Genomic DNA, 15,153 nt, shown 5'->3' on the forward strand with positions numbered 1-15,153 from the left:
AGATAGCGCTGGTTAAGCATCGCTATTTTTTGCGCAATGTCATTAGTTGTCTGGATTTTCTGTTCGGCCAACGCAGCAGTCATCGGTATCCCTCTTCCTGAATAGTTTGGAGTTGCTTGTGTGTCGGCTAGTGTAGGGAGGGACATAAGTTATATCAATATGTGCATAAATAAATAATATTTATATAACCATTTCGTATATAGAAAGCCGCTTTCGACAACATGGATAGATGATTATCTATGGTTGGTATAGAAATCAGCAATTTGTCGATGATATAGGCGAGTGCCTAGACTGCCACGGCCTGAACCGTTGTTCAGGCAAATTTCGCTTTGTCTACACCGGAGAGGGGTCATGAACAAACGTACTAACCAGTTTTTGTTGATTGCTGCGTTGACCGGCTTGCCAATGATGGCAGCGCACGCGGGCGAGGGTAATCACCACGCGGCATTATTTGGTGGCGCGACGATTACTAGCGATTACACCGACCCTACCGTGGGTCTGGAGTACGAATATCGCACCAACTTGTGGGAGCGTCGCATTGGTCTGGGTCTGGTGGCCGAGCGTATCGCCGGCGATTATTATGACATGGATTTATTCTTTGCCGGGGTGGTGGTACATCCCTGGAAAGATTCGAAGTTCAACATATCCGTTGGTCACAAAGATAAGAATGGTAGCAGCTACACGGTTGCTCGCGTGGGCGCTGGCTACGATTTCCACTACAAGCAGATGTCGTTTGGCCCAGTGTACAACTTTGACAGCGTAGACGGCACATCTGCACACGTGCTGGGTATTGCGGTTGGCGTTGGTTTCTAACGATGTGATGTCACCTGCCCGCCTATGCGGGCAGGTGAATGGTCTGGCTTAAATCGCTTCGACCCAGTAATCAACGGTCAAACTGTGACTGGCGCCAGGGGCAATGCTCACGGCATTTTCCATGGCGTTGGCGCTTTCAACGCACAACATTTTCCGCCAGCCCTGGTTGGCTCCCATGTCACCCATTTTTTCGGCTTTTTCAGTCCAGGGCGTCCACACCACGGTGGAGGCGCTGGAAGATTTGCCGATGTGAATGCGGCGCTTTAACGCGGCATCGTGAATAACGCAGGTGGTTTTGGTGTTGACGTAGACGCGATCTGTTTCGCCGGCAAAACGAATTTCACCTTGCTGTTTTTTCTTGGCAAAATCTTCCACCTTGTCGAAATAATCGCAGTTTTCCAAACCGCTGACGCTGACGCCGTCGATGTCGCTGATCTGAAAATACGTGTGCAACGCTTCGGTGATGGTGACGGGCTGCGCGGTGTCGTTACGCGTGGTCAGGCTGATTTGCAAACGCTTGCCGATGGTGACGTTCAGGCTCAGCGGCGTGTTGTGTGGCCAGAAGGTTTTGCTTTTTTCGTCCACGTTCATTTGCAGTTCAACGCGGGTTTCGCCACCGGGCAGTGTGCTGCTGGCAGTGATGCTCCAGGGTGTGGTGCGGGCGTGGCCGTGGCCGGGAAAACTGGCTTCGCTGGCGTGAGCGCCAAACCAGGGCCAGCAAATGGGCACGCCGCCACGAATGGATTTGCCGGGGGCGACTTTGGCTTGCTCGGACAGCCAGACCACAGGTTGCGCCTGATCCTTGGGTTTCCATGACATCACATGGCCGCCGGACAGACTGATGCTGGCCGTGGAAAATGCGTTGTCAATGTCGGCAATAATGGCGCCTTCTGCTGACGTGCGAAACGTGAGCACGTTTTTGATGGCGAATTTTTGATTCAACGAATCGATAGACATGGGGAGAGAATCCTCGGCAGCAAAATTGAGTCGCCATTTTACCCCAAGGTGTGAATACTCGTTAGCGCTACTGCATCAGGGATGGGTTTCGATGTAGCGGCGGAACTGGTTTTTTTCGTCGTCACTGGCGGCGTTCCACCAGGTAACCAATTGGTCATAGCTGCTGCCGTTGTCCTTGAACAAAACTTCGATGGCGCTGCTGGGTTGTTTGGCCTCAGGCAGTAATTCACCATCAATGACTTGCTGCTGTTGATTCACCAGCTGCAGTCGGATTTGTTTGGCAAAGGTGCGGGCATCGGACAAGGTTTGCGGCAGCGCAGTTTGCAGTGTCAGCTCGTCACCGGCATGGGCGTCGATGCTAAACGTCACGAGTTTGGAATCCACCACTTCATGATTGGCCTGGCCATCCAGCCACAGCTGGCGGTAGCGCACGGTCAATTGATGCTTGCCAGGCAAGAGCAAATATTGGCGAACAGCATCGGCACTGTAAGGCAGCTTGAGTTTCTGTTGATCAAGTTGCAGCAGATCAATGGCGTGCGGCAGTTTGAGCGTGACATGACCGCTGCTGCCGGGTTGTGCTTGGTCATATAGTTTGTACGGCCCGGTGTGGCTGCAACCGGCGAGCAACAACAGCAAGAGTATCAGCAAGATTTTCATCGGCGGCCTCAGGGTTTGCGTGCGATGAAGGTCGCGCGCGTGGGCGCAGGATAGCCTTCGATGGTCAGGTTGTGATCGTCAGGCTGCAGAAATTGCGGCAGGGATTCAAACTGCATCCAGTCGGTTTGTCGCTGTTCATGCACGGTGGTTTGGTTGAGATCAGCAAGTACGATGTTTTCAAAACCGCAGCGCCGCAGCCACAGTTCCAGGGTTGCGCAACTGGGAATAAACCAGACATTGCGCATTTGTGCGTAACGATCTTCGGGCACCAGCGTGTGGCCTAGTCCGCCCTCGACAATCAGGGTTTCCAGCACCAGCTCGCCACCGGGTTTGAGGCAGGCTTTTAATTCCAGCAAGTGATCGATGGGCGAGCGGCGATGATAAAACACGCCCATGGAAAATACAGTGTCAAAGCAGGCCATCTCGGTTGGCAAGTGCTCAATGCCCAACGGCAACAAGTGCACGGGACAATCGCCGATGAACTGTTTGGCGGCACGAAACTGCATCAAAAATAACAGCGACGGATCAATGCCAACAACGAATTCTGCACGTTGCTGCCACATGCGCCACAAGTGATAACCGCTGCCACAGCCGATGTCGAGAATACGCCGGCCTTCCAGTGATGACAAATGCGGTAACACCCGCTGCCATTTCCAATCCGAACGCCATTCGGTGTCGATGAAAATGTCGAAAAAGGAAAAGGGGCCTTTGCGCCAGGGCATGAGCAGTCGCAGATTTTGTTCAATCTGCTGGCGTTGTTGATCGGTAACATCATCACGCTGGCCGATGTTAATGGTGTCGCCCAGCTCAACTGTGGATGGCGTGACTGCGGGCATGGTTTCAATCGCCGGCAGCCAGCGCGGCAAGTTGCCGTTTTTCTTGCTGAGAATGTCTGTCAGTGGTTGTTGTAGCGGTGCCTGTAGCGAGCCGAGATCAAACCGCTGCAGGTCGCGATAAAAATCGTCGAAGTTGATCATTGTTTGATGGCGATAACAGAGGCGAAATTAAAACACTGGAACCACAGTTCGCTTTGCGCAAAGCCGGCGTTTTTCAAACGCTGCAAATGTGTTTGCAAAGTTTCAGGAACCAGCACGTTTTCGATGGCGCTGCGTTTCTGGCTGATTTCCAGATCGCTGTAGCCGTTGGCGCGTTTGAACTCGTGGTGTAATTCGATCAGCAGACGGTCGGCATCGGCGTCGTCAAAGTGCAGTTTTTCCGACAGAATAAACGCGCCGCCGGGTTTCATCCCTTGATAGATTTTTCGGATGATGGCGTCGCGTTGGTCCTTGGGGATGAACTGCAAGGTGAAATTCATCACTACCACCGATGCATTTTCAATGTTCAGATCGCGAAGGTCGGCGCACAAAATATCTACCGCAACGGTGGAATCTTCCACCGCCAGATTTTCGCGGCAGCGCTGAATCATGGCCTCGGAATTGTCGACCGCGATGATTTTGCAATCTGGCGCATGGATGCGGTGGCGCATGGCCAACACGGCCGCACCCAATGAGCAGCCCAGGTCGTAGATGTGGCTGTGCGGGGTGGCGTAGCGTTCGGCCAGCACGCCGGTCATGGCGATGACGGTGCTGTAGCCGGGCACTGAGCGGCGAATCATGTCGGAAAATACCGCAGCGACTTTGTCGTCAAAGGCAAAGGCGGTGACTTCGGGTAATGGCTGCGAGTAAATCGAATCCTTGGCCATGGTTACTCCAGCAGTTTGTCGATGATGGTGCGGGCGTCGTCCCGCTGGGCCAGTTGCTCGGCAGGCGTCCAGCTCATGTCGTATTCAAGCCGAAACGAACCGAGGAAAGTATGCGGTGGCTCGTCGCCCCATTCATGCGCGGCGAGCATGGAGAAATAGGTGTCGCCCTCGGGCTTTTGGTAAAGATGATAAATGCGGCCAGGCAGGCGTTTGAAATTGCACTTGGCGCGGTGCAGCCACTGATCGTTACGGGCTTGTTGCAGCACCTGCTGGGCTTGGGCCTGTAGTGCCTGGATTTGATCGGCAATGATGCGTAGCTTGGCACTGGCGTGGGTCTGGATTTGCTGATCGGCCTGCTCGATTTCGCGCGCCATGTCGGTCAGGGTCACGGCGGGAGCCATGCGACTGACCGGGTAGGGCGCGGTGTTGTCGCTGCCCTGATGTTTGAAGTTGGACTTGTCACTCATCGGCGGATTATACCGCGAATTGGCCTGACCGGTCAGGCGGGCTGAGCCTTGGGCTGAAGCAACAGGCTGGGGACGACAAACGACGGCAATTGCAGTTCGGCACCGTAGGTTTGGGCGCACTGGCCGACCGCCTGAATGAAGCTGCCGACGCTGGCATCGCGGCGCAGTTGCTGGCGGCAGCGCTGGATGAACTGCTTCCAGTTGTCTTCGGATTTACCCAGCAGGCGAACCACGTGGCGTGCCGCCAGGTGCTCGGCCAAGGCTTTGGTGCAAAAGGCGACCTGATCCTGGGCGGCGGAGTAACTGTCGATCAGGTGCAGCCGGTGTTGCAGATAATTAAGCTGTTGTGCACCGATGGCACCACGGGTGGCGTGGCTGATTTCTTCCTCGCGCACGGGCATGGGGCGGAAATTGTTGCGCAGACATAGCCAGGCCAATGCCTCGGCAAAGCGGTGGACATTGCGATCGGGAAGGCGCTCGTCTTCCGGAACCCCGCGATTGAGGGTGTTCAGGTAGTGCAGCATCAGTTCGGGGATGGAATGCGGGCCGGACTCGTCGCGACCATGGCTGCGGGCATAGGCCATTTGGTCCAGATACAGCGTGGCCAACAACGGCGTAATGCCGTCCTGACCAGCGAGCTGAATGATGGATTTGCACAGTTCAAAAAATTCGCGGTCTGAGTACAGTTTGCGCTTGTTGCGTGCCTCCAGGTATTGATCGCAAAAGTCGGCCAGCAGGCGACTGCTGAGGCGGGTGGGGTGGAGCACATGAACGATGCTGTCGTCGAAATTTTCTTCCCGCCGCGAGGTCATGATCAGCGCGCGTGGCAGAAAATCCTTCCGGCCAGGCTGAATGTGTTCCTGGGTCGCGTCACTGAGTTCGGATAAATGATCTACCAGCAGCACGATGTGTTTGTATTTCAACAGCGCGATGATCATTTCGTCAGGCAGGCAGTCGGCGGGCAGGTCGAGCAAATGATGCAACTGGGTTGAAACGTGGCTGGTAATAGTTTCGTCGGGCTTGAAGTCGCGATCGAGAATCACCGGCAGCATCGGTTGCGCACCTAAGCCTTGCGGTTGCAGGCACAGCCGGCCCAATTCGACTGCCAGATTGCTTTTGCCACTGCCGCCTTCACCAACGATGAGCAAATTGGTTTGCGAATGCTGCGAGCGAAATAATTGCGTCAGCAGCGGATTCATGGGTGAGTCGAGCAGTTCGTCACCCAGTTTGAATTGCACTGCAACATGGGTTGCATGTGCCCGAGCCAGCGGCAACAGTGGATAGCGTTGCTGGGCAGTGTCCAATTGGGTTTTGACCCAGGCCTGCAACACACGTGGGCGGTATTGCAGCATGGGAATGAAAACAAAAAACTTGACCGGCAAGGCCGACAAGGTATTGGGCAAAAAGCGGTTGATGCCGTCGAAATATTTGGACGAGTTGAGCACCACCAGCGGGAAAAAGCGGTAAATCAGCAACCAGAGCAGCAGCCAGGCAACATACAGTGGTCCGGCAATGACCCATTGATTTTCACCAACCCAGGTTTTGATGTTTTCAATATCGCGCACCCGTTTTTCCCAGCGCAGGGTGCGCAGATATTTTTCCGCATGCCATAGCGAAAACTCCATTTCGTCATAGCCTGGCAGATTCTGTTTTTGCTGTTTGTCGACAGATTCAAGGTGGCCCAATGCCTGGTCAATGGCGGCCAGGGTGTCGATGCGCTCGTTGACAACAAGATCCTTGCTGATGGCGACCAGCGCTGCCTGAACGACAGTTTTCTCCAGGTTGCTTTGGCTGTTGAGATATTCCGTGAGCAACACCGGCAGAATTTCAACTGCCAGATGACCCAGAGAACGCAGTGCGGCCAGGGCATCAACGCGAACGTCCATGTCGGCATTGGCATCAAGCAGCACTTGTTGCATGGCCTGCAGGGCGGCGTGGTCGGTGGTTTTTAGTTTGCTGAGTGCATCCGCAGCCGCGCCGCGCACCAGTGGGTGTTCGTTTTTATCTGCCAGAGTTTCGATCAGTGCGGCGGTGACCTGCGGCTTGGCCTGAATATGCAGTGCCAGCGCGCGGGCAATATCACGACGCACGGTCAGGTCGGGATCATGCTTCAGGCGATTGATAAAAACCAAGGTGATTTGATCTTGCGGTGCTAGCTGACTGAGCAAATTGACGGCGGTTTGCCGACTGTCAATGGGCGTTTGGTCGGACTGCAATAGCATCAGCAAATTGTTGGCAGCGCTGTCGCCGCAATCGCGCAAGATTCGGCGCGCTTCTTCTCGCTTGATGGGATCAACGTTGAGCTGTTCAACATATTGCGCGACAAAACTGGCGGAACAAGTTAATTCAGCCTGAGCGTTGCCAGATAGCAGTGCAAGTGCGAGTAAAAACCAACGACGCATTAATTAATTCCTGCGTTATGGCCGGTGTACTGAAACGCGGCCCAGTAGTAGGGGTGAGGGAATTGTTCCAAGGTGGCCAACTGCGCATTTTGCAGGGCACTGTCAGCGACAAAACCTTTGTCGAGGCGATTATAAAAGCGTTCCATCAAAAATGAGGTGGCGCGATCATCCACTGTCCACAGGCTGCCGATGACGCTGTTGGCTCCGGCATAAAGAAAACTGACGGACAGGCCATTAAGCTGCTCCGAATCGCTGGCAACTGCCGTTTCGCAGCCGCTGAGCACTACCAAATTGGCTTTGAGTGCGAAGCGCTGATCGGACAGTAACTGTCCGGCACTCAACCAGTCTTTTTCACTGGCGGAATTGAGCGGGCGGGCAAACAATATCCGCGAATTAACCGGTTGTTGTGAATCAAAGACGGCGTGCGCAGCTATGTGAACATAGGGCGAGCGGCCGACCACCTGCTGGAAATTGTTCACGGTTGCGACGTGCCCCAATTGAACAGTGGATTGGCCGCGCGTCCAGCTGTCGCGAATAAGATTGGCTTCCATTTGCGCGTAGGGCAAGTCGTACTCCGGACCGCGATCGGGATTGCCCACAATCAAAATGTTGCCTGCGGGCTGAAGACCGCGCGAAATCTGGTTGATGACATTCACGTTGGGGATGACGCTAAGACGGTAGCGCTGAACCAGAAAACTTTGACCGTCAAACAAGGTTGCAAACGGCAGTGACAGCAAATCACCGTTGACTGAGAAAGTAATGCGTTTTTTGTTCAGCTTGGGCTGAATTGGTCGAATCAGCGAGTCGTAAAGTGACGCAGCCGAGTTGATGTAATCATCACTGCCGGCGCGGGCTACATCGCGGCGTAATTTATTAATGTTTTTCACAATATCAGGCAGCGGTTGGTTCACCCGGTAGATGAACAAATCATTGTCTTCCAGATTCAGGACAAAAGCATACAGCGTGTTCTTGACGGTGTAATAAGTAACAATGGTTTCATCCTTGCCTACCCGCTGTTTGATGCTGGCAAAAGTAGGTTGATCGATGGTGACCAGGTTTTTGTAGCGCAAATCAGACTGGCGAATTTCTTCGCGGGCGACGCGGTGTGCAGATCGGGTGCGGCTGAGGGCGGCGGGATCGGCAACCAGACTGCCAGACAGCAGTTGTTTTTCAGCTTGCACGAAACGCTGCATGGCATCTTGCGGCCCAATGTCTTCATCGGCAAATTGCTCGACCGCATTGGCCCAGTCGACGGCTTCGCGATTGCGGGCGCGCTCGACGAAGGTGAATGCCTCACTGCCACGCTCCTGACCGATGAGCAGCTCTACGAGTTCGGCGTACACCTGCTGCGGATGGTTGATCATGCCCAATCGGGTAATATCACTGTTCGCGGCGCTGCGATAAGCCTCAATAACATCGATTGCCTGGCGAAAATAGTGTTCGGCTTCGGCGAGATTATTTTGTCGCTGCGCAATGCGGCCGCGATCAAACAGTGATAGCCAATAAATGTCGCGGTAATTGTCTATGCCCGGTGTGGAAAGTATCAGGTCATAACTGGTTTTGGCTTGATCCAGGCGGCCAAGTTCGAATTCACTTTTGGCGATGATGAATTCGACATAGGCGTTGGCGCGCGGCGCGTAGGAATAAAAGTCGAGCAGGCCAAAGCGAAATTCGTCAAACAAATCAAAGCGAAAATCTGCAGGCGTCACCTGCCCGCCAAACAGGTCGGTGTCATTGCGTAAGCCGTAATCGATGGCCAAACGTCGCGCCTTGTTTTGCGCCAGATCCAGCGCGCGTTGGTATTCTCCGGCAGCCAGGTACAAATTCGCACCGAGATAAACCGGTTCGGTTTCGTAGTGCTCAGATAACCAATGGGCAGTTTCCAGCGCCTTGATGCGTTGACCCAATTGCAGTTGCGCCAGCGCATGAATGTAGCGGCCGCCAAAGCTGCTCAGTTGCTGGCTAAGTGCCGCCGCTTGTACGTAGTGACCATCTTGCAGTTGCAGCAGGGCGCGTTTGCCCAGCAGCGTTTGCAAATCGGTGGTGCGCTCGCCAAGGTAGGAGAGGATTTGTTTGACTTGCAGTTGCTGCAGATCAGTGTCCAGCACCAAGTCTTCCTGCAGTGTGGCGACATCCATGGGCTGAGCGGTGATGTAACGTTGCAGGCGTTGCTTGTCCATGGCGTCAAGCTGACCTTCGACCAGATCCTGACGTAACTGGCGGGCACCGGCAAGATTAAACAGTGGGCTGCGGAAAACCTGGGCTTCCAGTTTGTCGAGGCATTCACTCGCCTGATTGTCCATCTGCTTGACGTAAATGTCACAAAGCAGTCGTTGTTGGGTGATGGTCAGTGAAGGCAGGGATTCGTAGCGGTCGCGGATTTCCTGCAGATGACCAGTCTTGAGCCAGTCCATGTCTTGCTGGCTGATACCTTGCGCGTGCAGTTTTTGTTCGTCCAGTTCTTTGACAACAACATGGGTGAGCATGGGCGCGCCTTCAATGAGGGCGCAGCCTGACAGAAACAGCATTAGTGGAAGCAGCAGAATTTTCATGGCTAGAAGAAATATCCGAAATTGATTTTGTATCCCTGAAAGCCGTGCTGTCCCTGAGTATAGGTCAGACCACCACGCACAGCCTGCCAGTCACCACTGCCTACCCGGCGACGGGCGCCGATTGACAAGGCAAGGTCCTGATAGTGTTCCATGTACAGTTTGTCACCGAAGAAGCGTGTGTCTGCCACGATGGCATCCCAACTGCCAGGCGAGCCGAAAATGTGCAAATTCAGCGAACCTTCCGCACGCAGTGCCGTTTTCATTGACTGGTTTTCCAGTTGATATTCGGTTTGGTAGTCAGAAAATGGATTTTTGTTGGCGCGGTGTGCTGACAGTAATTGATGAACGCTGAGATTGATGTTGTCGAGCAGAATAAAAAATGTGTTGTTGACGCTGGCCGAATACATGCTGGCGGAAGCCTGGTAGCTGTCTGAGTCGACATAGCCTACCCGCACGCCCGAAGTGATTTGCCAATTATCATGCATACGGCGTTGCAGATGGGCACCGATGGAGCTGCTGGTAGTGATCGAACCGTTGTTGTCGACTTGGGTGACCGGCATGGATAACACAAGGTGATTGCGTGGCTGTGCCATGGGCAGGATTACGCTGGCGGGCACGGTGTAGCTGGCGTAGTGAAACCCGTTGGCGGTGTGCTGACCCATTTCCGGAACCAGTCGAAAACTGGTTTTACGCTGGATCGGATTGCGCGGACTGTTTTGGCTGCTGATGGCAAAATCGGACTCAAGCATGGTGCTCATCAAGCTGAGAGGATTGCCGGCGACGGGATCAACGGGGGATTTTTCACTCAGGCAGGCTCGCTTTAAACCTTGGCTGCCTTGTTGCAGCCAGCCGATCATTTGTTGCAAGCCATCATTGCGGCTTTGATCAGTAATAAAAACTTTGTCTTGCGGCAGACAGGCGGATTTGAGTGTCAGTTTGTATTGAACCGCAGGGCCTGGATTGCTGCCGGGTTTGGCGTCAGATTGAAATTGGTATTCAACACCCTGAATTTTTAGTGTCCCGTCAAGTTTGTCGTAGTTGTTGATGTTGGTGGATAGCAGGGATTCAAAGCGATTTACATTGACTGATTCAAACAGGTTGGCGCGCTGACTGAACGCTTTTGTTTTGCTATAAGAGATATCTTCCAAGGTTATAAGATTGACGTGCAGTTCGAAAGTTTCTTTTGCCCAGCTTGAAACGGGAAACAAAAGAAAAAGAATACCGATGTTGAGGAGGTGCTGTTGTCGCATGAACTTCCCTGTGCAAAACAAGTAAAAAGTGGAATTACTGTTTGTCTGCTGCCCGAAGCATAGCGCAAATAATACGCAATAGCTTGGTGCGATGCCAGTCTACTAATGGACTAGGCAAGGTTCGAAGAATGGAATAACTAATCCATTTTTAGTCGCGTGTCGTGATCTACGTGTTAGGTGTCGTGGTCTTGTCTGACAGAATTGTCGTGCTAGCCATGCCGAGCAATTGTTTGACTTCATCCAGGTGCTCCGTTCGCTTCAGTGGCAGGTACAGCGCATCGGCCTCGGGATAAATACGGTGTAAAAACGAAAACCATTGTTTGATCCGGCCTTTGATTTGTTGATGCTTAAATTCTGGATTTTGCTGCATCAACAACACTAATTGCTGGAGCAGCGGTAAAACCTTATCCCAGTGCTGGATTTGATGCTGATCGCGTAATTTGATTTGCAGCGCCAGATCGGGTTGCGCAACCGCACCTCTGCCCAGCATGAAGCGATCGCAACCACTGATTTCCTGGCAGCGCACAAAATCGTCGACTGAGGCGATGTCGCCATTGGCGATCACCGGAATGTGGGTGTGCTGACGAATGCGTGCCAGCCATTCCCATTTTGCCGGCGGCTTGTAACCATCCACTTTGGTGCGGGCATGGACAGTGACAAAATTGGCACCGCCTTCGGTGATGGCATCGACAATTTCCAGAGTGCGTAGCGTGTCTTCGTAGCCCAGGCGCATTTTCGCCGAGACGGCGATGGCTGGATCAACTGCTTGGCGAACGGCGTGAACGATATCGAAGATGCGTTCAGGTTCGCGTAGCAAAATCGCACCACCGTCGCGGCGCGTGGTCCATTTTGACGGACAGCCAAAATTGATATCGACCCCGGCTGCCCCCAGCGCTGCGGCACGTTTGGCATTGGCGGCCATGACCCAGGGTTCGCCGCCTAGAATTTGCACGATGACGCGGGTGCCGGCGGCGGTTCTGCCGTCGTGCAGCAATTCCGGTGCTAGGCGATGGAAAACCTTGGCGGGCAAACGGCGTTCGCTGACGCGCACAAATTCGGTAACGCAGTAATCGTAACCGCCGACCTGGGTGAGCAAGTCACGCATGTCGGCGTCGACGACGCCTTCCATCGGTGCGAGATAGAGTTTCACTTATTGGCCGATAATCTGGATGCTGACGGTGCGTGGTCTGGGGCCATCCAGTTCCAGCAGCATGACCGATTGCCATTGTCCCAACGACAGTTCGCCGTTGCACAGCGGAATGGACTCGCTGCTGCCCAGCAGCATGGCGATCAGGTGCGAATGGGCGTTTTCCGGTTCGTCCGGTGGACAGTCGCGCAGATGAATGTCGTTGTGCAGATAGCGATCGCTGGCCGGAACCAGCTTGGCAAAGAATGCAGCGATGTCATCACGCAGGCGGGATTCGTCCTCGTTGATGGTGATAGCGGTGGTGGTGTGGCGGCTGCAGACAGTAACAACGCCGTTCTGGATGCCGCTTTGCGCCAGATGCTGTTTAATGGCCGGCATCAGGTTGTGTATGCTCAGGCCGGTGTGGGTGTTGACGTGTTCAACGCCATAGTGGATGCGCATGAGGTTTCTCTGCAAAAAGACGCCATTTTAACCGAGGACGGGAGTGGATGAAAAAACTGTTGTGCCTGCACGGCTTTTCGATGAATGCCAGCTGGTTTGAACAATGGCTAAGGCCGATCGAGGCCCACATGCGCCAGCCGGTGCAGATGGTGTTTGCCCAGGGGCCGCACGAATGCAATGAAACGCAGGTCCGGGCCCTGTGGCAGCGTCTGCAGGTACAGGCGCCGCTGTTTCGCTGGCGGGCGGGGCGACATTATTGCTGGTTTCAATATGGCGACGATGGTTCGTACCAAGAGGTTGAGCCGACTTTGCAGTATTTGAGTCAATTGATTGACGAGCAAGGACCGTTTGACGGGGTGTTCGGCTGGAGCCAGGGAGCGGTGATGAGTCTGATGTTGTTGGCGGATTATCAGGCCAGGCAGCAGCCGCTGCCGTTTCAGTGGATGGTGTTGGGCGCCGGTGGCTTGCCCAAGTGCGAGCCTTGGCAAAGTCGGTTGCGTGTGCCCGTGACAATGCCGTCACTACATGTGGTGGGTGAGCAGGAATCGTTGCGCATGCGGCGGCGGATCGATGAATTGTTGGCCGCTTGCAGCGCGGGCCAGCAACTCTTGACCCCGGCGGCGCATCAGTTGCCGCTACAGCATGAACCGTCGTTGCGTGCGATCGCGCAGTGGATGGATGAAAAAATTTGTGTTCGCTAGGGGTGGGGCAGTCAATCCTGGCATGATTTTAGACGATATTTTCCTGAATAGGTTTTTATTGCTGGGGCGAACGACGGCATGAATGGTGAGTTACGGAGCTTGGCAGAGCGGCGCTTCGGGGTGTTTAGTGCCGCGGAAAGTCAGCTTCTGGATGCGATTAGCAACGGCAATGTGGCCGATTGCAGTCAAATGGTGTGGGCGGACAAGGCGGCCCGGTCGGTGCGTGCCGATTTGATTCGTTGGCTGTGCGTGGACACCGTTGCCCGCAACTGTGTCGATGTTCGCGGTATCAATTTGCAGCATGCAATTATTTTGGGGCGCCTGGATTTGGCGTTCACTAGTATTCGCTTTCCCATCTCACTGCTTTCTTGCGATATCGCCAAAGGGATAGATCTGACCGAGGCGGAAGTTCGCGCCATCATGCTGGACGGTTCGCATTGTGGATCGATTGCAGCGGTGCAGTTGCACATGCAGGGTTCGCTGTACATGCGCGATGGTTTTGTTGCCAATGGCGAAGTTCGTCTGCAGGGCGCAGTGATCAGCGGCGGTTTGGAGTGTCGCAATGCGCGGTTTGAAAATCCGGGCGGTGATTCGCTGTCCGCCAACGGTTTGCGCACGTCCGGTTCGGTGTATCTGGACCAGGGATTTTACAGTCTGGGCACGGTGCGGTTGACGGCTGCTACCATTGAACGTTCGTTGGTCTGCAGTGGTGGTCGGTTTGTCAATTGCGGTGGTGTGGCCCTGGTGGCGGACGGGGCGAACATCAAGGCGTCCATTTTGATGGAGCAAGGCTTTGTCGCTGCCGGAGAGGTGCGTTTGATGGGAGCCATGATCAATGGCGACTTGTCATGCCGTGCGGGCCGGATTCTCAACCACAGAGAAGATGCACTATCGGCAGACGGGATAAACGTCGGCGGGGCGGTCAACCTGAACCGGGGTTTTCGTGCGATTGGCCGGGTGAGGTTTGTCGGCGCGCATATTCGCCGCGATCTGACGTGTCGTGATAGTCAGTTTCTCAATGTCGGTGCCGATGCGCTGGTGGTTGATCGCGCCTATATTGACGGTAATTTTTTTCTGGAAGGCAAGTTTCGCAGCAATGGTTTGATCAGCATGCGCGCGACTCGCGTGGGTGGCGATGTGCATGTCTGGGGAGCGAGTTTCCGCGGTAAATCGCATAATGGTGTGTGGGCAGAAAGTGCACATATTGCCGGAAAATGGATTTGGAAAAACGTGAACCGGGTCGCCAGCACTGAATTGAATCTTGCCCATGCGCAGATTGGTCAGTTGGCGGATGAAAAAGAGAGTTGGCCGGCAAAAGGCAAGTTGTACCTGAACGGTTTGGTTTACGGTTCCATCAGTGCCGGTCCTACGGATGCGGAAGCTAGGATTCGTTGGCTACAGTTACAGCCGGCGCAGCCGTTTTATCTGCAACCGTATGAGCAGATGGCCGGGGTGCTGCGGCGCATGGGTAATGACGCCGATGCGGTGGATGTGTCCATCGCCGGACAGGATGCGCGTTTGGCCCATGGCGGTTTGCGATTTGCGGCGTGGTGGCGGCAGTGGGCGATGAAGTACTTGCTGGACTACGGTTTTAAGCCGCATTATCGCGCACTGATTATGGGGGCAATTATTATTGGCATCGGCGCGGGTCTGTTCCATATGGGAGGAGTGAACGGCTTGATGTCGCCCACGCGCGAGCGGGTATACATGGATGGCAAGTATTTGCGCACTCAGATAGTGCCGGAAGATTATCCCGACTATAACTCGCTGGTGTACTCTATTGATGCATTTATGCCGTTTGTGGATTTACACCAGGAGGAATTCTGGTTGCCCAACGCCAACCGATATTGTCGCGTAAATGGTCACTCACTACCTTGTGGTGCCTGGTTGCGTGCCTATCACTGGTTTCAAATCGGGATGGGCTGGGTATTGGCAACCTTATTTGCGGTCGGTTTGACCGGACTTGTCAAAAAAGAATAGGAGTCTCTGTTTGGTCATAAAAAAAATTATTGCGCGGGACATGAAAAAATCGTCGTCGCTGATGCGGAGTCGTGATAGCTTTCG

Annotated in this window: 13 protein-coding genes; 3 read left to right on the forward strand and 10 right to left on the reverse strand. The window is 54.1% G+C overall.

Translation table 11 applies throughout. The features are described from left to right. Positions 1–351 precede the first annotated feature (351 nt). The gene (locus OEW58_12810; protein MDH5302231.1) at positions 352–813 is read left to right on the forward strand and encodes a hypothetical protein; all 462 of its coding nucleotides are present in this window, start codon (positions 352–354) and stop codon (positions 811–813) included. 48 nt (positions 814–861) lie between these two features. Here the strand turns inward: OEW58_12810 and OEW58_12815 are convergent, their stop codons facing one another. The 10 genes from OEW58_12815 to OEW58_12860 form a co-directional block, all read right to left on the reverse strand. Continuing rightward, a complete protein-coding gene (locus OEW58_12815; GenBank protein MDH5302232.1) occupies positions 862–1,770 on the reverse strand; it encodes a D-hexose-6-phosphate mutarotase in 909 nt (302 codons plus the stop codon). 75 nt (positions 1,771–1,845) lie between these two features. Further along, a complete protein-coding gene (locus tag OEW58_12820) occupies positions 1,846–2,427 on the reverse strand; it encodes a DUF2057 domain-containing protein (GenBank protein ID MDH5302233.1) in 582 nt (193 codons plus the stop codon). Positions 2,428–2,435: 8 nt separating this feature from the next. Continuing rightward, positions 2,436–3,404, reverse strand: coding sequence for a tRNA 5-methoxyuridine(34)/uridine 5-oxyacetic acid(34) synthase CmoB (gene cmoB, locus OEW58_12825; protein ID MDH5302234.1), 969 nt, complete (start codon positions 3,402–3,404; stop codon positions 2,436–2,438). After that, on the reverse strand, positions 3,401–4,129 hold the full coding sequence (cmoA, locus tag OEW58_12830) for a carboxy-S-adenosyl-L-methionine synthase CmoA (GenBank protein MDH5302235.1): 729 nt from the start codon (positions 4,127–4,129) through the stop codon (positions 3,401–3,403). Before cmoA ends, cmoB begins: the two co-directional genes overlap by 4 nt. A 2-nt stretch (positions 4,130–4,131) precedes the next feature. Beyond that, entirely contained in the window at positions 4,132–4,596 is a 465-nt protein-coding gene (locus OEW58_12835) for a DUF2452 domain-containing protein (GenBank protein ID MDH5302236.1), read from the reverse strand. A 32-nt stretch (positions 4,597–4,628) separates the two neighbouring features. Further along, on the reverse strand, positions 4,629–6,998 hold the full coding sequence (locus OEW58_12840; protein MDH5302237.1) for a HEAT repeat domain-containing protein: 2,370 nt from the start codon (positions 6,996–6,998) through the stop codon (positions 4,629–4,631). Then, complete coding sequence (locus OEW58_12845) at positions 6,998–9,550, reverse strand: CHAT domain-containing protein (protein ID MDH5302238.1); 2,553 nt, start codon at positions 9,548–9,550, stop codon at positions 6,998–7,000. The genes OEW58_12840 and OEW58_12845 overlap by 1 nt, the downstream gene beginning before the upstream one ends. A 2-nt stretch (positions 9,551–9,552) precedes the next feature. Continuing rightward, positions 9,553–10,800: a hypothetical protein gene (locus tag OEW58_12850; GenBank protein ID MDH5302239.1), complete on the reverse strand. Its 1,248-nt coding sequence runs from the start codon at positions 10,798–10,800 to the stop codon at positions 9,553–9,555. 166 nt (positions 10,801–10,966) lie between these two features. Then, positions 10,967–11,950 carry a tRNA-dihydrouridine synthase family protein gene (locus OEW58_12855; protein MDH5302240.1) on the reverse strand — a complete coding sequence of 328 codons (984 nt, stop codon included), beginning with the start codon at positions 11,948–11,950 and terminating at the stop codon, positions 10,967–10,969. Beyond that, entirely contained in the window at positions 11,951–12,388 is a 438-nt protein-coding gene (locus OEW58_12860; GenBank protein MDH5302241.1) for a secondary thiamine-phosphate synthase enzyme YjbQ, read from the reverse strand. A 47-nt stretch (positions 12,389–12,435) separates the two neighbouring features. On the opposite strand from OEW58_12860, the gene OEW58_12865 reads away from it, so the two are divergent. Together OEW58_12865 and OEW58_12870 are read left to right on the forward strand one after the other, a co-directional pair. Beyond that, on the forward strand, positions 12,436–13,089 hold the full coding sequence (locus OEW58_12865; GenBank protein MDH5302242.1) for a serine hydrolase family protein: 654 nt from the start codon (positions 12,436–12,438) through the stop codon (positions 13,087–13,089). A gap of 78 nt (positions 13,090–13,167) precedes the next feature. Then, positions 13,168–15,069, forward strand: a complete 1,902-nt coding sequence (locus OEW58_12870) for a hypothetical protein (GenBank protein MDH5302243.1) — start codon at positions 13,168–13,170, stop codon at positions 15,067–15,069. Positions 15,070–15,153: the final 84 nt, after the last annotated feature.

Source organism: Gammaproteobacteria bacterium (assembly GCA_029884425.1).
In the GTDB taxonomy this organism is placed as follows: Bacteria; Pseudomonadota; Gammaproteobacteria; order S012-40; family S012-40; genus JAOUHV01.